The sequence below is a fragment of the Archangium violaceum genome, assembly GCF_016887565.1.
GTDB lineage: Bacteria > Myxococcota > Myxococcia > Myxococcales > Myxococcaceae > Archangium > Archangium violaceum_B.
This window is the reverse complement of record NZ_CP069396.1, coordinates 11,909,074-11,934,427: the sequence shown is the minus strand read 5'-3', so window position 1 is coordinate 11,934,427 and position 25,354 is coordinate 11,909,074. Positions and strand designations below refer to the sequence as shown.

Genomic DNA, 25,354 nt, shown 5'->3' with positions numbered 1-25,354 from the left:
GGCGTCACACGTCGGCCTATTGCTTCTCGAAGGTCACCACGGCCTTCGGGACCATGTCTTCCTTGAGCAGGTCGTTGAGGTTGAGCTGCTTGCCCCAGGTCCAGACCACGTTCCTGGCGACATCCACGGGGGGGAACCTGATCGGCTTGGGCAGGTAGACCCAGTGACCGATGTACTGGTGGGGCTTGTGCACCGCCTGTCCGATGAAGGGCTTGTAGGCCACCCCCACCATCGCCCCCGCGTAGGTTCCATCGTCGACCTTGTTCACGACCTTCTTGAGGTTGTCCTTGAGCGACTGGTTCAGGAACAACATCCTCAGGTTCTTCCCGGACCTCACCACGTCCTCATTGCTGACCAGGCTGGTGGTGCTGATGGACTTGAAGCCCACCATGCCCAGCAGGGCCTCCATGGCCGGAATGGTGAGCGCCAGGTCTCCGTGCTTGTAGGCGAAGTCCGGCACGTTGAGGGCGTTCTGCTGCAGGTCCTTGAGCTTGTCCCCGTACACCCAGGGATTCTGCTGGTAGTCCTTGAAGTTCAAGGAGTACTTCCGGCAATCCTCCCAGATCTGGTCCTGCTTCTTCTCCCGGAGGTACTCCTTGAGGATGATCATGAGCCCCAGGGACATGCGGACGTCGAGGAAGTTATTGGCCTGGTCATTGATCACCCCCGCGTCCAACCGCTTCTTGAGCCGGTTCTTGACCTCGACCGACTCCTTCACACCCAGGTATTCGCTGCCCTGGGAGATCGTCTTGTAGAGGTCGTCGACTTTCGAGGGGTCATGGATCAGCAGGCCCATCAGCGTGCCAGCGAATCCGCAGCTCCCGTGGGGCCCCTGGTCGAAGAGCGAGGGGTCCTTCTTCAGATCCTTCAGCCGCTGCACGTCGTCCATGGGTGACCTCTTGCTGGCGGGCATGGCCGCCGGTCACCGCGTTGGACCCGTGAGCCTTTTTCCCGGGCAATGCTCCCCTCGTCAGTACCCGAACGAGTCGTAGATGTACCCGGAGTCGACCGGCGTCGAGTGGCCGCCCTGATCATGCGGCACTCCCACGAACACCGTGCCCGTGCACGTCTTGCCCTTGCTGTCCTTCGCCGTGAAGGTGATCCGATACACGCGTCCGTCTCCCTGCCCGCTGCGCTCCGCCCTCAGCTTCACCCGGTCCTTGTAGTCGTCGACCCACTTCGCGTCCGGCTCGGTGTTGCCGTCGCCTTGGCCGTTCAGCGGCTCGTCCTGCGTCACCTTCTTGATCGTCACCTTGAACTTCTCGCCGTACCCGTCCTTCCCGCTCAGCGTGACCGTGTGGAACTTGTGGTTCGGTGGCCACAGCAGCTTCGGGCTCGCCTTCACGTTCTTGCACGGCGGCTTGTCCTGCTCGAGCGCGCTCACCTCTCCCGCCTCGTCCTGCGTCAGCTCCTCCTGCTCGTCGAAGGGGAACTCCTCCTCCAGGGGGCCACCGCAGCCCGCCACTCCCATCGCCGCGAACACCGTGAACAGCGCCATCCTCGTCCATTTCCCCTGCATGCCTTCCCCCTGGTCCCGATGTCCGGTAGGCCCGTGTGCGGACCTTCCTTGGGTTTCAGGATGGGAACGGGATGGAGCCCTCTTCCATCGCGCGCGAGGACCGGGTTTCTGATTCCCTGTTGCTCCCGAGTGGTACTCGCGGGATGGGGAAGCGGTGTTTCACCCTCACCCCAGCCCTCTCCCAGGGGGAGAGGGGGCATACACAGCCGATGACCACGGACCTGCACTCCAGCTTCAGCGACCACGGCGCCTGTGTGATGACCATGTACCGCCGCGACTGAGCCACCGCGCCCTCGCTCCCCTGGCAGCCCACATGGGGGAGCGAGCGGACGGGCCAGGCCCTCCCGCGTCACATCCGGCTCTCTTCCTCTCCAACCGTCTCGGGTGTGAAGCACTGAGAGGGAGAGTCGATATGGCGGATATCCATACCGCGTCGCCGCTATGTGGCGCCGAATGCGACGCGCGCATGCACCGGCCCCGGAATACGGACGAGGCGCTCGTCTGCATGCGAAAGAAGCTCCGGGAGTTCTACGCCACCGGGGACAAGCGGGCCATCTTCCTGCGCGCCTACTACGTCATGACGACCCAGGTGAACGCCTCGGTCCATGGCGGCAACGAGGACTTCGAGCAGCCCATCTTCTTCGACCCCGAGTGGGTCGATCGGCTCGCCGGCCGGTTCGCCCAGCTCTACTTCCAGTCCCTGGAGAAGCCGGCGTGCAAGGCCTGGAAGATCGCCATGGAACGGGCCGCCAGCCCTCATGCCTGGAGTGTCCTCCAGAACATGGTGCTCGGCATCAATGCCCACATCAACTTCGACCTGGCCAATGGCGTCCACGAATTCATCCGGAAGGCGGGAGAGCATCGGGACGCGGAGCTCATGGCCCGGCGGAAGTTCGACCATGACCAGATGAACAACGTCCTCGTGCGCTGCAACCCGAAGATTCAAGACATCCTCGGGCGCGAGTTCGGCGGAGGCATGCGCCTGTTCAGCGGCGTCCTGGGCAAGTTCGACGAGCTGCTCACCAGCACGGGGCTGCGGTACTACCGGGACCGCGTCTGGTGCAACGTGCTCGGGTTGCTGTCGGCGAAGGGCCCGGACGAGCTCGAGAAGGTGCGGCTGCGGCTCGAATGGGAGGCCCAGCAGGTGGCCGAGTTCATCATCGACGGCAGCTGGATGAACAAGCTGGTGTATGGCATGGACGGTCTGCTGTGCCGGAAGAACTTCCAGGGCAGGTTCCAGCCGGACGGGGTCGGAGCCATCCACGCCATGGGGCGCATGGGCCACCGCCTCCAGATGCCTCATTAGAGAGTGCCGCTACGCCGGGGGCTGTTCCGAAGGGAGCACTCCCAGCTCGTGCAGGGCCCGCCGCTCGAAGGCGGAGGCCCCCTGCTCCCGGGCCACCTTCACGGCGCGCAGGAAGCACTCGCGTGCCTCCGGCTCGTGGCCGAGCGCCCGCAGGGCCTCTCCGCGCAGCCGGTGCAGCTCGGCCTCGTAGAAGTGCTCTCCCGACTTCTTGGCCCGCTCCAGCCCCTCGGTGGTGAGCTCCAGCGCCTCGCGGGGCTGCCCCAGCTTGAGGTACAGGCCCGCCAGCAGTCCGAGGTCGTGGTGCCGCTGGCCGGCGCGGATGCCCGGTTCCTCCCAGCCCCGCATGGCCTCGCGCATGAGCGCCAGTCTTCCCTTCGTGTCCCCCGTCTCCGACAGGGCCCAGATGCGGATGAGCGTGGACCAGACCCTCCAGGCGCGGAACCCGTGCTCGTTGGAGAGCGAGATGGCCTCCTCGGACCACTCCATGGCGCACTCCGCCTCGCCCCGCAGCTGGCAGGCCACGGCCAGGTACGTCAGCACGCTGGCGGATGTGTGCGCGTGGCCGATGCGCCGCGCCAGCTCCAGCGCCTCCCGGCTGTACTGGCGCGCCTCCTCCTCCCGGCCGAGCACCGAGTGCACCATCGCCCCGATGGCCAGCGCCGTGGCGCGTGGGTTGATCCACTGCGTCTCGGCCATGGCCCGCTGTTCCTCGAGCGGCAGCTCCGAGCACGCCAGTGTCTTCTCCACGTGCTTCAGCGCCGCGGGCATGTGTCCCCAGATGAAGCAGTCCACCGCCATCATCCGGTGCCCCAGGGCGAGCAGCTCCCCATCCTGGTGGCGCTCGCCCCGGGCCACGAGCTGCTCGGCGAGCTCGTGCGCCAGCGTGTACTCCGCCCGCGAGAAGAAGTAGGCGAAGAGCCCGAAGTACGACAGCCGCAGCCGCGGCAGCGCCTCGCCCACCTGGTGGATGAGCTCGCGCGCCCGCGTGTACGTCCGCTCCACCTCCTCCGAGCGGTAGCCCTGCACCTGGGCCAGCGGCGTCCCCAGGGCGATGAGCAGCCGCAGCTCCTGCTCGCGCCGTCGCGGCTCCTCGGGCAACAGGCGCAGCATCCGCAGTGCCTGCCGGAAGTGGCTCACCGCCTCCTGGTTGGCCGAGCGCAGGCTGGCGCCGTGTCCCGCCCGCTCCCAGTACGGCAGGGCCCGGGCGTACTCGCCGGCCTCGGTGAAGTGGTGGGCGAGCAGCTCCGGTTGTGCCTCCGCCACCTCGGGGGACTGCTCCAGCAGGGCCTGGGTGATGCGCTGGTGGAGCCGCCGGCGCGCTCCGAGCGGCAGGGAGCGCCACGCCGCGTCCTGCAGGAGGGCATGGCGGAACTGGTAGCCGGGCCCGTCGCCCTCGGTGCGGGGTTGCAGCACCCCGGCGGCCACCAGGCCTTCCAGATCGCGCCGCAGCGAGGCGGGACTCTGCCTCTGCCGCGTCAGCGCGGTCAGCAGCGCGTGCGAGAAGCCTCGCCCGAGCGCCGCGCAGGACTGGGCCAGCGCCTTCTGCCGGGAGGGCAGCAGGTCCAACCTCGCCAGCAGCAGCTCGTTGAGGGTGATGGGGATGGAGCCGGGCGTCCCATGCTCCAGCACCATGCGCGTCATCTCCTCCACGAAGAGGGGGACGCCGTCCGTCCGGGCCACGAGCTGTTCGACCAGCGCCGGAGGCAGCGCATGGCCGTGGGCGGACTCGCGCACCAGGGCCGCGGTGAGCTCCGGTGGCAGCCGCTCCAGCGTGAGCGTGTGCATCCAGGGGCGGCGGGGCCAGGTGGGGTGGAAGTCGGGCCGGGCGCTGAGGACGAAGAGGACGCGCTCCTTCTCCACCCGCTCCAGGAGGTAGCCGAGCAGCTCCAGCGTGGAGGGGTCCGCCCAGTGCAGATCCTCCACCACGCCGAGCACCGGCCGCTCACGGGCCACGCGCGCCAGCAGTGCCGCGATGGCCTCGAGGGTGCGCTCCTTGCGCCACTCCGGCGAGAGCTGGGGAGCGGGGAGTCCCTCGGGAAGGGGCTGTGAGAGGAGCTGGACGAGGAGCGAGGTGTGTTCGGGGGACAGGCCTGGCTCCAGCCGTGACAGCTCGCGCGAGGGGAACAGGCGCCGCAGCACCTCGATGGCGGGGTGGAAGGCGCTGGTGCTCGACTGGGGCCAGCACTGGGCCTGGAAGTGCTCACGCGGCTCCTCACCCATCCGCTGGTGCAGCTCCTGGATGAGCCGGGATTTGCCGAGGCCCGCCTCTCCGCTGACGAGGACGAAGGAGCCCTTTCCCCGCAGGGCCTCGTTCCAGCACGCGAGGAGCCGCCGCAGCTCGTCCTCCCGCCCCACCAGTGGGGTGAGGCCTCCGGCGGCGGCGAGTGCCCGCTCGAAGCGGAACGTCGTCGGCCGCTCGCGCAGCACCCGGTGGAGGCCCAGGGGCCGCGGTCCCGAGAGGCCCCGGTAGGGGCGGGACCCGAGCGCCTCGGTCTCGAACGTCGCGCGCACCAGCTCCCAGGTGGCCTCGCTGAGGACGACGGTGTGGGGCTCGGCCTGCTCCGCCAGCCAGGTGGCCACCTTCGGGGCCTCGCCCTGGAGGAGCAGCGCCTGGCCTCCCTGCTCCCGGGGATGCTCGCCCAGCGTCATCTGGTCCGTGTGGATGCCCACCCGCGGGGCCAGGACGCCCGGAGGCAGTTGCGGCAGCTTACGCTGAAGGAACGCGGGGATGTCCCGCACCAGGACCAGTCCCACCTGGACGGCGTGCTCCGAGTCCTCCTCGCGCGCCACCGGGTAGCCGAAGCAGGCCAGCACCTCGTCACCGAGGTACAGGGCGATGGAGCCGCCCCGCAGCTGGACGAGCTCCGCGCATCGCTGTTGGAAGGCATCCTCCAACTCGCCCATCCCCTCGGTGTCCAGCGCTTCCGCCAGCCCGGCCAGTCCGCTCAACTGACAGGACACGAGCGTCACCTGCCGGCGCTCGGCGGCCACGGTGCGCGGTCTCCTTCCGTGGTAGCCGAGCCGCTCGGTCAGCTCGCGCAGCTCCTCCACGAGCTCCTGCGCCGTCTGGTAGCGCCGCTCGGGGGCCTTGGCCAGCAGCGTGGCCAGCAGGGGCTCCACCTCCCGGGGCAGCTCCGGGCGGTGCTCGCGCGCGGGTGGGATGGGCTCGTCGGAGAGCACCCGCGCACGCAACTCGGGGATGGTGGTGGTCGGGTAGGGGAGGGTGCCGGTGAGCATCTCGTACAGCACGACTCCGGCGGACCAGATGTCGGTGCGCTCGTCCTGGTGCTCGCTCCGCCACTGTTCTGGCGCCATGTAGGCCGGCGTGCCAGCGCTGGGCAGGTCGAGGAAGCCTGGAGCGGCCCCCTCTTCCAGCAACCATGCCAGGCCGAAATCGAGCAGCTTCACCTCACCCTGCCGGGTGAGGAAGACATTGCTCGGCTTCATGTCGCGGTGGATGACGTGGTGCTCGTGGGCGTGGGCCAGCCCGTCGGCGATGCCAGACATGATCTCCAGGGCGCGCCGGGGCTCCAACCGCTGTTCCCGCCGCAGCACCGACGAGAGCGACTCTCCCTCCAGACACTCCATGATGAGGAAGGGGATGCGCGGCTCCCAGGGTGCGCCGGTCCACTCGGAGGTGTCGAAGAGGCGGACGATGTTGGCGTGGGCGAGCTGCGCGATGGCACGGGCCTCCTGCTGCAGCATCGAGGCGAGCTCCTCATCCCCCAGGTGGGAGCGGGGGAGCAGGAACTTGAGCGCCACCTCGCGTCTCAGCCGCGTGTCCCAGGCACGGAACACCCGGCCCATGGAGCCGCCGCCCAGCTGCTCGAGAATCTGGAAGCGACGGCCGTCCGGTCCTCCCAACTGCTCGCCCTGCGTCGGGAGGCGCAACAGGGAGGGGCCACCGGCGACGGCCCGCGCCAGCTCGTCGCCGAAGTCCGAGTCCTCGAACCCGATGTCCAGGGAATCTCTGCCTTCGTTCCGACCGGTGTTGTCTGGCATGACATCCCCCAGTCCTCCCCACCGGGCAGCCCACGTCGGTGTGCCGTCCCAAGCGACCCGACCCGAACAAGCTAGGGACCCCCTGGAGCGCGAGCAACGAGACCGCCCGGGAGGGCAGAGGGGCGTTCACCAGCGGGCGAGGATGGAGAGGGCTCCGCTGGTGCGTTCTCCACTCGCCCACTCGTGAAGAAACTCCTTCGCCATCCCGTCCTGCGCCGGCTCCCTCGCCACCTCATGCCCTGGGCCGTGTTCGCCCTGTCCCTGCTGCTCACGTGCGGTGTGAGCCTGCTGCTGAAGGCCAACGTGCGGGCAAGGGACGAGGCGCGCTTCGAGAACCTGGTGCAGGCGGCGTCCGACCGCATCCAGCGCCGGCTGGATACCTATGTCGCGCTGCTCGAGGGCACCGAGGGCCTGTTCGCCACCCAGCACGACGTGACGCCAACCGAGTTCTCCGAGTTCGTCCAGCTCCTGCGGGTGCAGATCCAATACCCGGGCATCCAGGGCATCGGCTTCTCCCGCCGCTTCTCGCCCCAGGAGCGTCCCGAAGTGGAGCACTGGGCTCGGACGAAGGGGGCTCAGCCGGACTTCCACGTGTGGCCGGAGGTTCCAGGGGACGAGCTCCACTCCATCGTCTTCCTGGAGCCGCGCGACGCGAGGAACCAGGCGGCCATGGGCTACAACATGTACTCCGAGCCCACCCGCCGGGAGGCCATGGCGCGGGCTCGGGACACGGGGCGGCCCGCCCTCACCGCCAAGGTGACGCTCAAGCAGGAGATTCACGAGGAGAAGCAGGCGGGCTTCCTGCTGTACCTGCCCGTCTACCGCGGCGGCCGCGTGCCGGCCACGGTGGAGGGACGGCGCGAGGAGCTCGTCGGCTTCGTCTACAGCCCCTTCCGCGCGGGTGACCTGCTGCGCGGCATCTTCGGTACCGAGCGGCAGCCGCGCGTGGCCTTCGAGCTCTACGACGGCCCGGCGGTGGACCCAGAGAACCTGTTGCACCGCTCGTCCGGCGCGAGGCCCCTGCCGGACGCGCCCATGTTCACCACCACCACCCGGCTCACCGTGGCGGGGCGTCCCTGGACGCTGACCTTCGCCTCGCTGCCCGTCTTCACCGAGACGGCCGCGGGGCGACTGGTGCTGCCCGTGTCGATGGCGGGCGTGCTGGTGAGCCTGGCGTTCTTCTTCATGTCGCTCGCGCAGGTGCGCGCGCGTCGAGAGGCGGAGCGGAGCGCGGACGGGCTGCGGGTGGCTCTCGGCGAGCGGGCGCGCGTGGAGGAGCAGTTGCGCGAGGCGGACCGGCGCAAGGACGACTTCCTGGCCATGCTCGCCCACGAGCTGCGCAACCCCCTGGCCCCGGTGCTCACCGCCGTGCAGCTCATGGAGCGCAAGCTGGAGGAGGGGCAGGACATCGGCCGGGAGCGGGACGTGGTGGAGCGCCAGGTGCACCACATGCGGCGGCTGGTGGATGACCTGCTCGACGTGTCGCGTGTGACGCGGGGGAAGATTCAGCTGCAGAAGCGCCCGGTGGAGCTGGTGGCCGCGGTGGGGCGTGCGCTGGAAGCGGCGCGGCCCTTCTCCGAGTCCCGGGCGCACACCCTGAGCGCGCGGCTGCCGCTGGTGCCGGTGTGGACGGAGGCGGACCCGGTGCGTCTGGAGCAGGTGTTCACCAACCTGCTGCACAACGCGGCCAAGTACTCGGAGCGCGGTGGCCGCATCACCCTGTCACTGGCGCGTGAGGGAGGCGAGGCGGTGGTGCGGGTGGAGGACACGGGGATGGGGATTCCCGCCGAGGCGCTGCCGCACCTCTTCGAGCCCTTCATGCAGGTGGCGCGCACACTGGACCGGGCGCAGGGCGGACTGGGCCTGGGGCTGACCCTGGTGAAGCAATTGGTGGAGATGCACGGCGGGCGCGTGGAGGCGGCGAGCGAGGGGGTGGGCCGGGGCAGCGTCTTCACGGTGCGACTGCCGCTGCTGCCCGAGGCGCGGGTACCGGTGGAGCCCGAGGACGCGCGGCCCGAGCGGGAGATGCCCTCCGCGCGCCGCCGCGTGCTCGTGGTGGACGACAACGTGGACGCCGCGGAGCTGCTCGGCGAGGTGCTGGAGCTGGACGGGCACCAGGTGACGGTGGTGCACGACGGCCCGGCGGCACTGGAGCTCGTGGGCGGCGTGGACCCCGACGTGGTGTTCCTCGACATCGGCCTGCCGGGGATGGACGGGTACGAGGTGGCGCGCCGGATGAGGCAGCGGCCGGGGGGCGCGGACCTGATGCTGGTGGCGCTCACCGGTTATGGGCAGGCTTCGGACCGCCAGCGCTCGCACGAGGCGGGCTTCGATACCCACCTCGTCAAGCCGGTGGAGCTCGACACGGTGCGCGCGCTGGTGGCGGACGCGGAGAGGCCCTCGAGGCCGCGACCGGGGCGGGCCGCGGACGGGCGCTCCGAGGGCTCCTTTCGCGGGTAGCGGCTACTGCTCCTTCTTCGAGGGGCGGAGGATGATGACCTTTCCTCCGCTCTCGTCCCGCTCCACCGTGCCCGGCTGCGGCTTGCTCGACTGGGACGCGCCCTCGGCGCTCAGGGGGATGGACTGCGAGGACTCGTAGACGCGGCCCTGCACCTCCATCCGCACGTCCACGACGGCATGGCCGGAGACGCCCGGGGGCACCGTCACGGTGACCTCGTGGATGGCCGGCTGACCCGGCTCGCAGGTGGGGTGCTGCTTCTCGGTGCCCTGCACCACGACCCCCTCCGCGCCGCGCACGCGCGTGCTCAGCGAGGTGCAGGTCTGCTCCGGGACGATGGTGGCCACGAGGGTGAGCGGCGTCTGCGCCTTCACGGTGCCATGAGGGGTGGCGCGCAGGGTGAAGGGAGGCCGGGCCTTGCCTCCATTCCAGGGCTCCGCCTTCCGGTCCGCCTTGGGCGCGGGAGTGGCGGGGCGCGCCGCGGGAGCGGAGGCCTCCGGGGTGGAGGGCTTGTGGGCCTCGGCGGGGGAGGCGGCCGCGCAGCCGAGGGCCAGCGTCGCGATGAGCACGGGGGTTCGCATGTCGTGGAGTTCCTTCCGGGTGTCACTCACGGGGTGATGGTCACGGTCCAGCCGGTCACCTCGGACTCGTAGCCCTCGATGTCGAGCACGTACTCGGTGCCGGGCACTGAGTCGAACGTCGTCTGCTCACAACCCTGCTCGGTCGCCGCGGAGGTGACGAACTCGCCGCCACCGTAGATGTAGAAGTCGAGCACGTCCTGCTCGCACGTGGCGCCGCCGCGGAGGTCGGAGAGGCTCACCGTGGTGCGCGTGCCCGTGGCGGTGAAGCGGTACCAGCGGTTGTAGCCGAACTTGTTGTAGGCGTAGTTGTAGCCACCGGCGTCCGTCCGGTCGTGGGCGGTGGGCGTGTTGGCTCCAGAGGCCAGCACCCGGTACATGCGCCAGAACTCCGCCGATTGATAGTTGAAGGAGTCCGTGGGGTAGCCGCGCGCTCCCGCGGCGCCCTCCGCGTAGTGCGCGCCGATGTCATTGTCGACGTCGAAGAGGTCGGCCGTGTCCCCGCTGCCCCTGCATCGGCCGGCGCACAGCGAGTCGTAGGGCGTGTCGAGCGTACGCTCCCACAGGTCGCGCAGGCCCTCGGCCGAGGCGCCGTAGCGCTGGTTGTACGCGGCCGCGAAGGTGTGCACGGTGGTGAAGGCCGGCTGCGTCCGGTGCGCGTTGCGCAGCACGTCGTGGATGCGGTCGTAGCTGCCGCTGCGCGCCACGGAGTCACGGCTTTCGTACAGGCTCCAGAGGAAGAACTGGACGCTCGTCTCGCTGTACACGCCCCGGTCATCTCCACTCGGCGTCACGGCCACCGGGATGGTGAAGCCCGAGCCCTGCTTCCTGCCGGAGGTGTCCACGTACACCGGATCGTTGAAGGTCATGCCGGAGAAGGCATTGCCATACCCCTCGCCGAAGGCGACCGTGGGCACCAGGGACTGAGCCGACGAGTGCGAGCCGCCGATGCTGTCCGAGCGGTAGAGCCGATCCTCCAGGAAGTGGCCGAACTCGTGCGCGACGACGTGGTCGTCGTACTCGTCGGTGTCCACGCCCTCCTGGCCGAGGATGAAGAGGTTGGAGACGCCGTCCTTGCTGCGCGTGTAGTGCGAGGTGCCGATGGCGCCGGTCGAGGTCTCCCCCGACTCGTCGGTGTTGTTGGGGCTCCAGTTGGCCCGCAGCAGGGGGAGGGCCATCTTCGGGTCGGCGGTGCACACGCGCTCCATGGCGCTCACCAGGGTGTCCAGCAGGGCGAAGGGCGCGCCGGTGCGGTCGGTATAGCCGGACGTGCCGTGAGCGACTCCGGCGTGCATGTCGGCATCGAGGTTGGAGCCCGTGAAGGTGTCGGACTGCATCGCGTAGCGGGCCTGCTCCCGGGTGTTGTCCACGACGTGCACCTCCCACGCGGCGCCCTTGCAGTCGTCCTGGCCGATGCCGTCCGGCTGGTAGTCCGTCACGGCCGAGCCGGCGTAGACGCGGACCACGTAGGGTTGCGAGCCCGGCAGGCTCATGGAGTACGTCCCGTTGTCGCTCGTCAGCGTGCTGGCGAGCACGGTGCCCGAGGGCTGCTCCACGACCTGCACCAACGCCCGGCGCACCGGACGCGCCTTCGTGTTCTCGTAGTCGAGCCCCGAGCCGGTCGGCCCGTGGCGCGTGGGCACATGGTCGTAGGTGAAGGTGCCGCCCACCCGGATGCCCGGACCGCAGGTGACGAGGATGTTCATCACGTCCGCGGCGTCCATGGTGCCCTTGCCGCCCTCCACCACGCAGGTGCTGCCCTCGGGATGGGTGCGGACGGTGACCTTGTAGGCCTCGCCCGAGATCAGGCGGCCAGGGAAGGTGTAGGTGCCGTTGGCCGTGACGGTGAGCAGGTCGGTGCCGTTGTTCTGCAGCACCAGCGGCCCCGTGAGCTGCGACACCGTCACGCCGATGCCGTAGCGCAGGTCCTGGCAGGCCACCTTGACGTGGGTGGCGGGCTCGTCACCGATGTCTCCACTGCCCTGCGTCACCTCGCAGGTCTGTCCGCGGGGCTGGGTGAGGACCGAGACCTGGTAGGGGGTGCCGGGCTCGAGCAGCGTGGGGAAGAGGAAGAGTCCGTCGCTGCTCACGGTCAGCTGCTCGCTACCGTTGAGCTGGAGGACCAGGGTGCCGCGCAGTCCCTGGACCGAGCCTCCCACGGGCTGGTCCACCAGGCCGCAGCCCGCGGCGAGGAAGCTGTTGAGCAACACGAGGGCCACGAGGCGGGCGGCGCGGGGCTCGCCGAGGAGTCGGTCGGAGGTCATAGGGGCTCGAGGGCCCCGAGGCTAGCGGAGCCGGTGCCCTGGCACCAAGCGAGGTGCTCGTGCCATGGGCGGTCCCGCGAGCGTTCATGGAGAGGACTCGCCCGTACGCCAGGCTGCTGGGGGCTCGTCTTTGGAGCGGCCCGGGCCGTCTCCTGCCGCGCGCTTCTTCACTTCTCGAAGTGGAAGAACGTGCGGACGGGGTAGTGGTCCGAGCCACCCGAGCGCAGCACCCGGGCCTCGGAGAAGGTGAGGCCGCGCCCGAGGATGTGGTCGATCTCCACCACCGAGGGCAGGGCGGTGTTCGCCCCGGGCCACGTGGGGCCACAGGAGGAGTCCGGCCCGTCGCAGGAGTGGATGAAGCCCGCGGCGGCGAAGGCCTTCATCGCGGCGGCCTGACGGCCCTCGTTCATGTCCCCGAGCAGCAGCAGGGGTTTCTTCTCGTCCGCGTAGCGTTCCATCAGCGCCTTGCCCTGTTTCTCGCGCAGCTCCGCGTTCTTCTCCATGGACTCCAGGAGACCATCGGACTTCTTGTGCTTCGCCCCGGCGGCCATGAGGTGCACGCACACCACCCCGAGCTCGCGCCCGCCGAGTCTCACGTCCGCCTCCAGGCCGGGCAGCCGGTGGGGCTTCTCGGGGAAGCGCTCGGCGCGTGACAGGGGATGCCGGCTCGCGATGCCCACGCCCCACGTGCCCTTTCTCGGCATGAGGACGGTGTGCGGGAGCTCCTTGCCGAGCCGCTTGCGGAAGGCGGTGGCGAAGGCTGGCGTCAGCTCGCGCAGGCAGAGGATGTCTGGCTTTTCCCGCTCGATGACGTCGAGCGACTTCTCGATGTCCTCCGCCGGTGCGTCATAGAGGACGTTGTAGGTCATCGCCGTGAAAGGCTTTGAGGGGCGTGGCGTGTCCCCGGAAGAACCGAGGAGGAAGTGGAGCACCACGAGCAGGGGGGCGTGCATGCGCCTGGTGATTGCAGGGACGAGGCCAGGGGACTCGTGGAGCGAACGTGGCCCGAGAGCGACAGGTCCGTGGCCCACGGGCCACGGGGCGTGGTTTCATCCCTGTCACTGCGCGATGCGTCGTCCGGCGCGGATGTCGGATGACAAACGGTATTTCCCTTCCTTCGTCTCCCCCCCGGATTGCCGGATTCCCGGAGTCTCTTGTTATGCTCGGGCGTGGCGGGGTCGTCACGGTTCGCGTGACGCGATTGCCGAAGTGGGGGAGCGCGAGTGTCCTTCGTCCAGTTGCCCGAGAGCGTTACCACCTGCCGCAACCTCGTGGGAGGAGAGTGGCTCGTCCCGCGAGATGCCTCGCTGCTCGACGTGCGCAGCCCGTACACGGGAGGCGTCATCGGCCGGGTGCCGCTGACGCCCGCTGATGGCGTGGCGCAGGCGGTGGATGCCGCGCGGTCCGCGGCTCCCGGCTGGCGCGCCACGCCCCTGCGCGAGCGCACCACGCTCATGGGCCGCTTCCGCACGCTGCTCGAGAGCAACCTGGAGCGCCTGGCGCACCTCGCCGCCAGCGAGGCCGGCAAGACGGTGGCCGAGGCCCGTGCCGGAATCCTCAAGGGCCTGGAGGTGTGTGACTTCGCGCTGTCTCTGCAGAACCTCGACACCGGCGGCGCGCTGGAGGTGAGCCGCGGCGTCACGTGCGAGTTCCGGCGCGAGCCGCTCGGCGTGGTGGCGGGAATCACTCCCTTCAACTTCCCGGCGATGGTGCCGCTGTGGATGTTCCCCATCGCGGTGACGGTGGGCAACGCGTTCATCCTCAAGCCCTCGGAGAAGGTGCCGCTGACGGCGTGCGCGCTGGGCGAGCTCATGGTGGAGGCGGGCATTCCCCGCGGTGTCTTCTCCGTGGTGCACGGCGGGCGCGAGACGGTGGAGGCGCTGGTGGCGCACCCGGACGTGCGCGCCCTGGCCTTCGTGGGCTCCTCGCCCGTGGCGCGGCGCGTGTACGCGGAGGGCAGTGCGCAGGGCAAGCGCGTGCTGGCGCTCGGCGGGGCGAAGAACCACCTCATCGTCGTGCCCGACGCGGACGAGGCCCTCACCGCGCAGTCCGTGCTGGACTCCTTCACCGGGTGCGCCGGCCAGCGCTGCATGGCGGCCAGCGTGCTGCTCGCGGTGGGAGACGTGGATCGCATCATCGGGCAGGTGGTGGAGCGCGCCTCCCGGCTGGAGGTGGGTGGCGGCATGGGCGCCATCATCGACCGGGCCAGCCTGTCGCGTCTGGAGGCGGCCATCGCCACGGCGGAGCGTGCGGGAGCGCGCGTGCTGCTGGACGGGCGCGGGAAGAAGCCCGCGGGCGAGCCGTGGTCGGGTGGCCACTGGCTGGGGCCGACGATTCTCGATGGCGTGCGCCCGGACATGGAAGCGGCGCAGCGGGAGCTGTTCGGCCCGGTGCTGTCCATCATCCGCGTGCCCACGCTGTCGGCGGCGCTGGAGGTGGAGAACGCCTCGCCGTACGGCAACGCGGCGTCCATCTTCACCACCAATGGCGCGGTGGCGCAGGCCGTGGTGGAGGGGGCGCGCGTGGGCATGGTGGGCGTCAACGTGGGCGTGCCCGTGCCTCGCGAGCCCTTCTCCTTTGGTGGCACCGGCGAGTCGAAGTTCGGCCACGGTGACATCACCGGCACGTCCAGCCTGGGTTTCTGGACGGACCTGAAGAAGGTCACCCGCAAGTGGACCTCTCGTACCGACGGCAGCTGGATGAGCTGACGCGTCTTCCCCCGCTGTTTCCCTTCACCGCTGCGCGCACTCCGAGGAGGGCGCCTCATGGCCGACAAGAAGCCCGTCAATCACATCCGTCTCACCTCTCACCCGGACAGCGATGGCCAGGTCACTCCCATCCGCTGGGGTGAATCCGAGCCCCTGCGCCGGGGGCCCGTCATCGCCACGCTGACGGAGCCCGCGCACCGCAACGTCATTGGGACCCACTCGGGCTCGTATGCCATCTACCGGGCCGTCGCCGTGGCGGCCGGGCAGCTGACGGCGGACCACCGGGCGGACCTCACCAACACCGCGCCCGCCGTGCAGATCGGCCCCCACAAGGCCTGGGCGAACCCCGAGCGCATCGTCTCGATGGATCCGTGGGGCGCGGTGGCTCCGCAGGCCTTCCGGGCCTACCTGGATCAGGGCATGGACATCCGGCCCACCATCGCCATCACTCGCGCGCACATCAACATGCCCGAGCTGCGCGACGCCATCACCGCTGGCCGTCTCAAGCCGGACGGCAGGATTCTCTGCGCGAACGGTGATGTCAGCGTGGTGAAGGCCGCGGTGGAGCCGGTGTGGTACCTGCCGGGCATCGCCAAGCGCTTCGGCCTCAGCGAGGCGGCGCTGCGCCGCGGCCTCTTCGAGCAGACGGGCGGCATGTTCCCCGAGCTCATCACCCGCTCGGACCTGGAGGTGTTCCTGCCGCCGATCGGAGGGCTGACGCTCTACTTCTTCGGGGACATGGACACCATCTCCAACCCCGACGTGCCCCTGGCGGTGCGCGTGCACGACGAGTGCAACGGCTCGGACGTGTTCGGCAGCGACATCTGCACGTGCCGACCGTACCTCACGCACGGCATCGAGGTGTGCATCCAGACGGCGCAGGAGGGCGGAGCGGGCGTCATCGTCTACTCGCGCAAGGAGGGCCGCGCGCTGGGCGAGGTGACGAAGTTCCTCGTCTACAACGCGCGCAAGCGCCAGGAGGGCGGGGACTCGGCGGCGACGTACTTCCACCGCACCGAGTGCGTGGCCGGCGTGCAGGACATGCGCTTCCAGGAGTTGATGCCGGACGCGCTGCACTGGCTGGGCATCACCCGCATCCACCGCTTCGTGTCCATGAGCGACATGAAGCACGACGCCATCGTCCGGTCGGGAATCGAGATTCTCGAGCGCGTGCCGATTCCGGAGGAGCTGGTTCCCGCCGACGCCAAGGTGGAGATGGAGGCGAAGAAGGCCGCCGGCTACTTCACCACGGGCAAGGTGGCCTCGAAGGAGGAGCTCGTGGAGGTGAAGGGCAGGGCGCTCGATGCCTGAGGCCTCTTCCACCGTCACGTACCTGCTCAGCCCTCGCGCCATCCGTGAGCGCTGCCGGGCCCTGCTGGAGTTGGGGCTCGCCGGGAAGCTGAAGCACTTCCGCGTGGACATGGAGCGCGTGCCCGCCGTGGCGGACTACGTGCTGGAGGTGACGCGCGCGGCGTACCCCACGCTGGAGATTCCCGTGCACAGCCGCTGGGGACACTTCGACGTGGGCGGCGTGCGGCGCAACGCGGAGCTGGATGCGCGTCTGGCCTCGCTGCCGCCCGCCGAGCGGGCCCGGGCGAAGCTGGACCTGGTCATCACCAGCGTGCTGCTGGACGCGGGCAGCGGTCCCACGTGGAAGTACGTGGAGCCCGGCGGTGGCACCTACGCGCGCTCCGAGGGCCTGGCCGTGGCCAGCTTCCGCATGTTCCTGGCGGGGGCGTTCTCCTCGGATGCGCGCCAGCCGCTGCGCGCGGACGCGGAGGGCTTGCAGCGGTTGAGCCTGGAGTCGCTGGCGAAAGGCTTCCAGGTGACGGAGGCCAATCCGCTGGCGGGCCTGGAGGGACGGCTCGCGCTGCTGCGGGGGCTGGGACGGGTGCTGTCGAGACCCGGAGCGCTCTATGACCTGCTCGCGGCGAAGGGCGCGAAGGTGCCCGCGGCGGAGGTGCTGGGGCGGGTGTTGGAGTCGCTGGGGCCCATCTGGCCGGGGCGCATCACGCTGGAGGGCGTGAACCTGGGGGACGTGTGGCCGCACTCGGCGCTGGGAGCCGAGGGCAGTCCGGAGTCGCTGGTGCCCTTCCACAAGCTGTCGCAGTGGCTGACGTACTCTCTGCTGGAGCCGCTGGAGGAAGGCGGCATCCAGGTGACGGACCTGGACGCACTGACGGGGCTGCCGGAGTACCGCAACGGAGGGTTGCTGGTGGACCTGGGCGCGCTGGTGCCGAGGGACGCGCGGCTGCTCACGGACGCGTACGCGCCGGGGTCGGAGCCCATCGTGGAGTGGCGAGCACTGACGGTGGCGCTGCTGGACGAGGTGGCGAAGCGGGTGCGAGAGCGGCTGGGGATGACGGCGGAGCAGCTGCCGCTGGCGAAGGTGCTGCAGGGGGGGACGTGGAGCGCGGGGAGACGCATCGCCGCGGAGAAGCGTCCTGGGGGCACGCCGCCCATCCGTATCGAGAGTGACGGGACGGTGTTCTGAGAGTGCCCCCTCTCCCTCTGGGAGAGGGCTGGGGTGAGGGTCTTCTTTTTACTCGAGCAACGAGGAGGGAGCCGTGACGTACTCGGACAATTGCACCGTGGTGGACCACCCGTTGGTGAAGCACAAGCTGACGCTGATGCGGCGCAAGGACACGAGCACGGCCTCGTTCCGTGCACTGTTGCAGGAGATCTCCCTGCTGCTCGCCTACGAGGCGATGAGGGACCTGAAGCTGCGCGATGAGACCATCGAGACGCCGATGATGGAGACGGTGGCGCCGGTGCTGGAGGGCAAGAAGCTGGTGCTGATCGCCATCCTCCGCGCGGGGCAGGGCATCCTGGACGGGATGCTGCAGCTGGTGCCGAGCGCCCGGGTGGGACACATCGGCCTGTACCGGGACCCGAAGACGCTGGCGGCGGTGGAGTACTACTACAAGGTACCGAACCAGCTGGCGGACCGAGACGTCATCGTGTGCGATCCGATGCTGGCGACGGGGAACTCGGCGGTGGCGGCGCTCAACCGCATCAAGCGGAGCAAGCCGGGGAGCCTGCGTTTCGTCTGCCTGCTGGCGTGCCCCGAGGGCTTGGCGAACCTGCGCGAGCACCACCCGGACGTGCACGTCTTCACCGCCGCGGTGGACGAGAAGCTCGACGAGCACGGCTACATCCTCCCGGGTCTGGGCGACGCGGGCGACCGGCTCTTCGGGACGCGGTAGTCGCGGGTTGGCCGAGCCTGGCCCGAGAGCGCTCTTCCGCTCTCGGACCAGTATCCACGGTGAGGCGGAAGGGGCTCTTCAAATCCCTTGCGGAGAGAAGCTGCCCGAGCCGAGGAATCGGCTGAGGCCCGACAGCTCGCCCAGGGGGCTCGAGCCCTGGCTGGCGCCACCAGTGAGGGACGTGAGCTGCTCCGGGTTCGTCGCGAGCTGCTGGAGCACCTGGGGGTTCTGCATCACGGCCTTCAGCAACTCCGGGTTCTGTACGAGCTGCTTCAACAGCTCCGGGCTCTTCGTGGCCAGCTCAGAGAGGGTCTGCAGGAGCGATTCGAGACCGCCCTCTTCGCTGGCCTCCGCGGAGGCGTCGACGCCGCTCGCGCTCTCGAGCGTGCCGCTGTCATCCAGGGACTCTGTGCCACTGGCCTCCTCGGCCGAGTCGGTGTCCTCGATGCCGAGCGCCTTCAGCAGCGTGGCCAGGGACTCCTGGGCCCCCTCGGTGTCACCGGAGGAGAGCTGCTCGAGGAGCGAGCCGAGCAACTGCTCCAGCTCTCCGAGTCCACCGAGGCCGGAGCTGTCGGTCGCGGAGGTCTGACCGAGATCGACCGGGCGCCTGCCGCCGCCAGTGGCCTGGAAGGAGTCCTGCCCGATGAGGCTGTTGCGCAGCTGATGGGCCGCCTTGTTGGCATCGACGGGCGCCGCCGAGGGGGAGCGGACTTCCGTGGGCCTGGCGACCGTCGACTGCTGGGAGACCTGCGGAAGGGAGGCGGGCTTCGAGGAGATGCTGGAGACCATGGGAGACACCCTGTTCTTATGGCTGCGGGGGATGAGCGCGGCGAAGCGTTCAATTGATTAATCGGATGCAGGCGGCGGATGTTTCTCTTTTCATGTGTGAAGAGATATTTCGCCGTTGTTTCAGGGGGTTGTGGGTGCTCCGGGCGGACTGGATGTCTCCCTGATACGGAATGTTTCTTTGTGTTATCAAATATTACCCGGCTTCATTACGTGATGTTTCTATGTCTTACGTCATGTTTCCATCCGTGAGTCCGGGGCTCGGGACATGGTATGGCATTGATGTCCGCGCGATGAAGGGGCAATCCGGGACGTGGCCTCCGGTGGCGTGGTTCCTGGTGGCGCGGCATGCTGCCGGAACATGAGCACCCAGTCCTGGCGGCACGTGGTCGTGGCTCTGTGGCTCGTCCTGCCCATCTCCTGCGCCACGTCTCCGGAGCAGGCTCCTTCGGGCGGGCGGCCTCTGGCGGAGCCGAAGGTGGTGAGGACGAGGGAGCTTCCCGGTGGTGCACTGCGGCTCTCCTTCGAGCCGGTGGCGCCGGACCCGGCCCTGGAGCGGCTGCGGGTGCAGGAGGCGCGGACGGTCCTCGCGGCCTTCGATGAGTCCTTCCGAGTGGCGGAGAAGCGGCCTCGGTCTGGGCCCCGGCTGCTCCTGGTGTCAGCCGGCTCGGGAGGAGAACCGGCCGGGGAGTGGGAGGCACGGCTGAGGGAGGAGTACTTGTCCCGGTTCGGACCGTCGCTGCTGCCCATGCCCCGGTCTCTGGAGCAGAGCCGGCTGTTCCTGGCCTTGAAGCTGTCCCCCCGCTACATGGGCGCGGGCGTGCGAGAGGCGGCCCAGGAACTGTTCTCTTCGCCCGTCTTCCTCTCCAGCGTGGCCCTGTCGGTGGCGGTGTACTTCGCGGCGTGGCTGGCGCCCGAGCCCGTCTTCACCAAGGCGTTCGTGGCGGCGTTGACGCTGAGGCTGTCGCTGGCGGTGGGCGTGCTTGAGCTCACCCAGCTGGCCCGGGCGTGCGTGAGGCTGTACCAGGAGGCCGAGGCGGCGAGGACGGTGGAGGAGTTGGAGGCCGTGGCGGAACGCTTCGGCAAGGCGATGGGAGGCACGGCGCTGCGAGTATTGATTCTGGTGGCCAGCATGGGCGTGGCCAAGGGGTTGCCGCAGGTGCCCAAGGGGGGATTGTGGAGTCTGCTGGGCTCTCCCCGGTTCGCCTTCGCCGGAGGGGGGATGATGGGAGGCGCGACGACGGTACAGATGGTGGCGGACGGTACCCTCATCGTGACGGGTGTGGCGGCGGGCACGGCGGCTGCGACTCTGGGAAGCGCTTGTAGCGATGGCTCCGTCAAAAAGGAGGGTCATCAGTGGCATCACCTCGCCACGAACAAAAGTGATACTTCGACGCTGAACGGAGGCCCCTGGACGCCGCTGTTCGTCAAGATCTTCGCGAAGGCGGGGATGTCCCTGGATGCAGCGGAGAACCTCGTCTATCTCGCGGGTCACAAAGGTCCTCACCCCGAGGAGTACCATGAAGAGATTTATCGGAGGCTCGTGGAGGCACTCGAGAACTGCCGAACCATTTCACAGTGCGGAGACGCGCTGAAAGCGGAACTCAGGACGCTGGCGGACGACGTATGCACTCCCGGGTCTTTGCTCCACCGATTGCTGACGAAGACCTAGCCGGAGATGAGGATGCAGTACATGACCCGGTACTTCGAATTGATGGACGACAGGCAATCCCACTCGCGCTGGCATCTGGGGAGCCCCGTCGACGAGCAGGGGCAGGAAATCGATCCCTGGCAGTTCAAGAAGGGTCAGGTGCTCGACCTGGAAGGCGTGCCGTGCTTTCCGCTCCAGATTCCCGGACGTGCGTTGGACTACTGCTGGGCTGCCTTCTCCATCCCCGTTGTCCATGAGCGTGTCGTTCATCTCTTCGAACAGTTGGGAGTCCGGGAGGTGCAGTTCATTCCCGCTCGAGTGGAAGCTCACGAGGAGCCCTATTTCATCCTCAACGCCCTGCGAATCATCCGGTGCATCGATGACGCCCGGTGCGCGGAGGTGCGGTACTGGAAGCCGGAGGACAATCGCCCTGACAAACTCGGGGAGTACCGGGTCGTTTCGCGCCTGCGCATCGATCCCGCGAAGGTAGGGGATGCCCGTGTCTTTCGCCCTTGGGGATGGCGCGTGGCCCTCATCATCTCCGAAGACCTCAAGCAGGCCATGGAGGCCGAGGGCCTCACGGGCACGCGGTTCGTCGAGGTGTGAGCGGGCGATTGGTTCTTTGATACGCGGTAGTGGAGGGATGGATGGTGCAGCAATCGTGGGGTGATGCATTCTGCCGTGTCATGACGCGAGCCTTTGTACTGCCGCGCGTGACCGTGGCCTTGTTGCTCCTGCTGCTCCTCTCCTGCGCCACGTCCCCGGAGGGAGTTCCCGCTGGCGGGAGGCCCCAGGCGGAGCCGAAGGTGGTGAGGACGAGCGAGCTTTCCGGTGGTGCACTGCGGTTCTCCTTCGAGCCAGTGGCGCCGGACCCGGCCCTGGAGCGGCTGCGGGTGCAGGAGGCGCGGACGGTCCTCGCGGCCTTCGATGAGTCCTTCCGAGTGGCGGAGAAGCGGCCTCTGCCTCGGCCCCGGCTCGTCCTGGTGTCAGCCGGCTCGGGAGGAGAACCGCCCGCGGAGTGGGAGGCACGGCTGCGGGAGGAGTATTTGTCCCGGTTCGGACCGTCGCTGCTCCCCATGCCTCGGTCTCTGGAGCAGAGCCGACTCTTCCTGGCCTTGAAGCTGTCCCCCCGCTACATGGGCACGGGCGTGCGAGAGGCGGCCCAGGAACTGTTCTCTTCGCCCGTCTTCCTCTCCAGCGTGGCCCTGTCGGTGGCGGTGTATTTCGCGGCGTGGCTGGCTCCAGAGCCCGTCTTCACCAAGGCCTTCGTGGCGGCGTTGACGCTGCGGCTGTCGCTGGCGGTGGGCGTGCTGGAACTCACCCAGCTGGCCCGGGCGTGCGTGCGGCTGTACCAGGAGGCCGAGGCGGCGAGGACGGTGGAGGAGTTGGAGGCCGTGGCGGAACGCTTCGGCAAGGCGATGGGCGGCACGGCGCTGCGAGTACTGATTCTGGTGGCCAGCATGGGCGTGAGCAGGGGCCTGCCCCAGGTGCCCGAGGGAGGACTGTGGAGTCTGCTGGGCTCTCCGCGGTTCGCCTTCGCCGGAGGGGAGATGATGGGAGGAGCGACGACGGTACAGATGGTGGCGGACGGTACCGTCATCGTGACGGGTGTGGCAGCGGGCACGGCGGCTGCTGCGGTAGGTGGTGCCTGCACCGATGGCTCCGAGAAGAAGGACGGCTACCACTGGCATCACCTCGCCACGAACAAGAACGACCTCTCGATGGCGTCTGGTGGACCCTGGACGCCCAGGTTCGAGGAACTCTTCGAACTGGCGGACATGAGTTTGGACGCAGCGGAGAACCTCGTCTATCTCAAGGGTCATAAAGGTCCGCATCCGGAGGAGTACCACCGCGAAGTGCACAGGAAGCTCAGCCAGGCGCTTCAAGGCTGCGCAACTGTCTCTCGATGCAGAATCAAGCTGGTGAAGGTGCTCAGGGACATCGCGGAGGAGGTCTGCTCCCCTGGCTCACCCCTCCATCTGCTGGTAACGAAGTCCCAGGACTGATGCCGGAATGGAAGACATGCCCAAGCACTACGAGTTGGACGATGACATGCGCATTCCGAATCGTTGGCACCTGAGGCGTCCCCTCGATGAGCATGGGCAGAAGCTCAACCCCTGGCAATTCACCGAAGGCCGCCGAATCGAGCCTCGGGGAGTCATCCGGTTTCCTGTGAAGCCCGATGGGGTGACGATGGACTTCACCCTGGACGCCTTCTCGACTCCCGTGGTCCACGGTCGTGTCGTCCAACTTTTCGAGCGCCTGGGCATCCAGGAGGTGCAGTTCCTGCCCGTCCAGGTAGAGGGCCACGTTGGGCCCTACTTCATCCTCAATACCCTTCACACTTTCCGCTGCATTGACGACGTCCGGTGTGAGGAGGTGCAGTACTGGAAGCCCGAGGACGGCGAGCTGGAGAAGGTGGGCGAGTACAAGTACGTAAAAGGCATGCGCATCGACCCGGCGAAGGTCGGAGACAGCCGTATCTTCCGCACCTGGGGTTGGTCACTGGCCCTCATCATCTCCGAGGACCTCAAGCAGGCCATGGAGGCGGAGGGCCTCACGGGCACGCGGTTCGTCGAGGTGTGAGCGGGCGGCCTTTCGTGGGGCCCCGGATTGCATTTGGCCCGGACCGCGTCTACCTTTCTGGCCGCCATGATTCTCCTGACGTGCCAGCGTCGATTTAGCCGCCCCCCGAGCCCCACCGGGTACGGGGAGGCCGTGCTGCGTCGCTAGCGCGCTCTCTCTCGGCGGATCGCCTCTCGGCGTGACGCTCGCCCGGACCTGGGGTTCGGGGGGTTCCGAGCGTGGCGGCGTCAACTCCTCCCCTCGAGGACCGGGCGTCGCCTGGAGCCGTTTCCTTCCACTCCAGCACCGAGAGAGCACTTCCATGTCCGTCTGCATCCTCAGCGTCGATGACGTTCGCCGTGCCCTGTCCATCCGTGACCTGACCGACCCCTCCTCCGGCTCCCATGCCATGCAGCGCCTCGTCGACGACGCGCTCGCCGCCCTCCGTGAAGCATGGCGGTGTGACGTCCGCCTGCACCGGCGCAGCCCCATCGTCTCCATCACCGACAACTACGATCGGCTGCGCTACCCACCCGAGGGCGCCGCGCGCGACGCTCGCTACACCCGCTACGTCTGTGACACCGCGCTGCTGCGCACCCAGACCTCGGCGATGATTCCTCCGCTGCTCCGTCAGCTCGCCACCACACCCCAGCCTCCCGAAGACGTGCTACTCGCCTGTCCCGGGCTCGTCTACCGGCGCGACTGCATCGACCGGTTGCACACCGGCGAGCCCCACCAGATGGACCTCTGGCGCGTCCGGCGCGGAGCACCTCTCGGCACCGGGGACCTGCTTCTCATGGTGGAGACCGTGGTGCGCGCCCTGCTTCCCGGACGCGAGCTGCGCACCACTCCGGCCCGGCACCCGTACACCACGGATGGCTTGCAGATCGACGTCCGGCATGGGGCGGAGTGGGTGGAGATCGGCGAGTGCGGCCTCGCCCACCCGGCGCTGCTCGCCGAGAGCGGTCTCGACACGGCGCACACCACCGGGCTCGCCATGGGGCTCGGGATGGACCGCATCCTCATGCTGCGCAAGGGCCTCGACGACATCCGCCTGCTGCGCTCCGAGGACCCGCGCATCGCCTCGCAACTGCTCGACCTGGAGCCCTACCGCGAGGTGTCCTCCATGCCCGCCGTCCGCCGCGACCTGTCCCTGGTGCTCGAGGGCGACACCACCTCCGAGGAGCTCGGAGACGTGGTGCGTGCCGTGCTCGGACCCCGGGCCGACGTGGTGGAGACCGTCGAGGTGCTCTCGGAGACGCCCTACGAGGCGCTGCCGCCCGCCGCCATCCAGCGGCTCGGCATCTCACCCGGGCAGAAGAACGTGCTGCTGCGCGTGGTGCTGCGCGCGCTCGACCGCTCGCTGACCCACGCCGAGTGCAACGAGTTGCGCGACATCCTCTACGCCGCTCTGCACCGGGGCACCGCCTGGCAGTGGGCGGCGGCTGCTCCCGCACACCTCTGAGGGGCGCCCCGGTGGCTCGCGGCGGAGGTGACTACTCCGCCGCGCTGGTGTCGGCGCCCTGCTTCGCCGCCTCGCGAGCCGCCTGCCCGCGCACCTGCATCGAGCCCACCAGCCGGTCGATCCACCGGTGGCTGATGCCGAAGTTCTTGTCCGGGCAGGCGAAGTGGTGCGCCATGTGGTGCGCGCGCAGCGCCTTGCCCCAGTTCGTCCACGGCTTCTTGTAGTGCACCGCCCAGTGCAGGTAGTCGTAGGCGAGGTAGCCCACCACGATGCCGAAGAAGTAGGGAAGCGTGGCGTCCGGCCGGCCCACCAGCCACAGCAGCCCACCGATGACGATGGCCAGCGGGATGCTCGCGCCCAGCGGCATCACCAGCCGCTGCGGATCATCCGGGTACGTGTGGTGGTAGCCGTGGATGATGGCGTGGAAGCGCCGGGTGAGCGGCCCGTTCCCCTCCCAGTGGAAGAGGTTGCGGTGCAGCGTGTACTCCATGAAGCACCATGTGAGGTATCCCAGGGGCGCGAACAGCGCGACCATCCCCGGGCGGGTCGTCCCGCTCCACAGGCCCCATGCCAGCATGGCCGTGATGATCGGGATGTAGAAGGCGAACGGGGTGACGGGGTGGATCTTCGAGGCGGCTTCGAGGAAGTTGTTCTCGAACATCCGCGCGGAGGAATGGCGCTCGTACTCGGTCTTCATGGCCGTACCAGCTTCGTGGCGGGGTGTCGGTAGGAGCCGGCCCCCGGAAGGGCAACAGGGGTGTTGCCTGGCGGACACCGCCGGCCTCCTTATATACCCACAGCCCCGGCCGGGCGCGTCACGAAAAAGGGGGCCCGTCCCCGCGCGTG

19 protein-coding genes are annotated in these 25,354 nt (G+C 68.8%); 11 read left to right on the top strand and 8 right to left on the bottom strand.

The features are described from left to right. Window positions 1–16: 16 nt before the first annotated feature. Window positions 17–889 (bottom strand): hypothetical protein, encoded by an 873-nt coding sequence (locus JRI60_RS47585; RefSeq protein WP_204222715.1) that lies wholly within the window; start codon window positions 887–889, stop codon window positions 17–19. Between the two features lie 81 nt (window positions 890–970). Then, complete coding sequence (locus JRI60_RS47580; protein WP_204222714.1) at window positions 971–1,519, bottom strand: hypothetical protein; 549 nt, start codon at window positions 1,517–1,519, stop codon at window positions 971–973. A gap of 505 nt (window positions 1,520–2,024) precedes the next feature. Between JRI60_RS47580 and JRI60_RS47575 the strand changes: the two genes are divergently transcribed. Beyond that, window positions 2,025–2,825 (top strand): DUF5995 family protein, encoded by an 801-nt coding sequence (locus JRI60_RS47575; RefSeq protein WP_204222713.1) that lies wholly within the window; start codon window positions 2,025–2,027, stop codon window positions 2,823–2,825. A 9-nt stretch (window positions 2,826–2,834) separates the two neighbouring features. On the opposite strand, the gene JRI60_RS47570 is transcribed toward JRI60_RS47575, so the two are convergent. Continuing rightward, a complete protein-coding gene (locus JRI60_RS47570) occupies window positions 2,835–6,827 on the bottom strand; it encodes a protein kinase domain-containing protein (protein WP_204222712.1) in 3,993 nt (1,330 codons plus the stop codon). Window positions 6,828–7,010: 183 nt separating this feature from the next. On the opposite strand from JRI60_RS47570, the gene JRI60_RS47565 reads away from it, so the two are divergent. Further along, window positions 7,011–9,287 (top strand): CHASE domain-containing protein, encoded by a 2,277-nt coding sequence (locus tag JRI60_RS47565; RefSeq protein WP_204222711.1) that lies wholly within the window; start codon window positions 7,011–7,013, stop codon window positions 9,285–9,287. 3 nt (window positions 9,288–9,290) lie between these two features. On the opposite strand, the gene JRI60_RS47560 is transcribed toward JRI60_RS47565, so the two are convergent. The 3 genes from JRI60_RS47560 to JRI60_RS47550 form a co-directional block, all read right to left on the bottom strand. Beyond that, window positions 9,291–9,866, bottom strand: a complete 576-nt coding sequence (locus JRI60_RS47560) for a hypothetical protein (protein ID WP_204222710.1) — start codon at window positions 9,864–9,866, stop codon at window positions 9,291–9,293. Window positions 9,867–9,892: 26 nt separating this feature from the next. Then, a complete protein-coding gene (locus JRI60_RS47555; protein WP_204222709.1) occupies window positions 9,893–12,127 on the bottom strand; it encodes a hypothetical protein in 2,235 nt (744 codons plus the stop codon). Window positions 12,128–12,294: 167 nt separating this feature from the next. Continuing rightward, complete coding sequence (locus JRI60_RS47550) at window positions 12,295–12,996, bottom strand: endonuclease/exonuclease/phosphatase family protein (RefSeq protein WP_239470150.1); 702 nt, start codon at window positions 12,994–12,996, stop codon at window positions 12,295–12,297. Window positions 12,997–13,350: 354 nt separating this feature from the next. Here JRI60_RS47550 and mmsA point away from each other — a divergent pair, with 354 nt between their 5' ends. The 4 genes from mmsA (at window position 13,351) to upp (ending at window position 18,041) form a co-directional block, all read left to right on the top strand. Further along, a complete protein-coding gene (gene mmsA / locus JRI60_RS47545) occupies window positions 13,351–14,835 on the top strand; it encodes a CoA-acylating methylmalonate-semialdehyde dehydrogenase (protein WP_204222707.1) in 1,485 nt (494 codons plus the stop codon). 57 nt (window positions 14,836–14,892) lie between these two features. Continuing rightward, the gene (locus JRI60_RS47540) at window positions 14,893–16,146 is read left to right on the top strand and encodes a GTP cyclohydrolase II (protein ID WP_204222706.1); all 1,254 of its coding nucleotides are present in this window, start codon (window positions 14,893–14,895) and stop codon (window positions 16,144–16,146) included. Next, window positions 16,139–17,329: a URC4/urg3 family protein gene (locus tag JRI60_RS47535; RefSeq protein WP_204222705.1), complete on the top strand. Its 1,191-nt coding sequence runs from the start codon at window positions 16,139–16,141 to the stop codon at window positions 17,327–17,329. The genes JRI60_RS47540 and JRI60_RS47535 overlap by 8 nt, the downstream gene beginning before the upstream one ends. A 136-nt stretch (window positions 17,330–17,465) precedes the next feature. Further along, a complete protein-coding gene (gene upp / locus JRI60_RS47530) occupies window positions 17,466–18,041 on the top strand; it encodes a uracil phosphoribosyltransferase (RefSeq protein WP_239470917.1) in 576 nt (191 codons plus the stop codon). Between the two features lie 78 nt (window positions 18,042–18,119). Here the strand turns inward: upp and JRI60_RS47525 are convergent, their stop codons facing one another. After that, window positions 18,120–18,830: a hypothetical protein gene (locus JRI60_RS47525; RefSeq protein ID WP_204222703.1), complete on the bottom strand. Its 711-nt coding sequence runs from the start codon at window positions 18,828–18,830 to the stop codon at window positions 18,120–18,122. Between the two features lie 358 nt (window positions 18,831–19,188). Here JRI60_RS47525 and JRI60_RS47520 point away from each other — a divergent pair, with 358 nt between their 5' ends. The 5 genes from JRI60_RS47520 to JRI60_RS47500 all read left to right on the top strand — a co-directional run bounded on the left by JRI60_RS47520 (window position 19,189) and on the right by JRI60_RS47500 (window position 24,508). Beyond that, window positions 19,189–20,499 (top strand): AHH domain-containing protein, encoded by a 1,311-nt coding sequence (locus tag JRI60_RS47520; RefSeq protein ID WP_204222702.1) that lies wholly within the window; start codon window positions 19,189–19,191, stop codon window positions 20,497–20,499. A 12-nt stretch (window positions 20,500–20,511) separates the two neighbouring features. Next, complete coding sequence (locus JRI60_RS47515) at window positions 20,512–21,084, top strand: imm11 family protein (protein WP_343213376.1); 573 nt, start codon at window positions 20,512–20,514, stop codon at window positions 21,082–21,084. An 80-nt stretch (window positions 21,085–21,164) separates the two neighbouring features. After that, the gene (locus tag JRI60_RS47510; RefSeq protein WP_239470149.1) at window positions 21,165–22,484 is read left to right on the top strand and encodes an AHH domain-containing protein; all 1,320 of its coding nucleotides are present in this window, start codon (window positions 21,165–21,167) and stop codon (window positions 22,482–22,484) included. Window positions 22,485–22,500: 16 nt separating this feature from the next. Continuing rightward, window positions 22,501–23,064 carry an imm11 family protein gene (locus JRI60_RS47505; protein WP_239470148.1) on the top strand — a complete coding sequence of 188 codons (564 nt, stop codon included), beginning with the start codon at window positions 22,501–22,503 and terminating at the stop codon, window positions 23,062–23,064. A gap of 301 nt (window positions 23,065–23,365) precedes the next feature. Continuing rightward, a complete protein-coding gene (locus JRI60_RS47500; RefSeq protein WP_204222700.1) occupies window positions 23,366–24,508 on the top strand; it encodes a hypothetical protein in 1,143 nt (380 codons plus the stop codon). A gap of 31 nt (window positions 24,509–24,539) precedes the next feature. On the opposite strand, the gene JRI60_RS47495 is transcribed toward JRI60_RS47500, so the two are convergent. After that, window positions 24,540–25,205, bottom strand: a complete 666-nt coding sequence (locus JRI60_RS47495) for a sterol desaturase family protein (protein WP_204222699.1) — start codon at window positions 25,203–25,205, stop codon at window positions 24,540–24,542. Window positions 25,206–25,354: the final 149 nt, after the last annotated feature.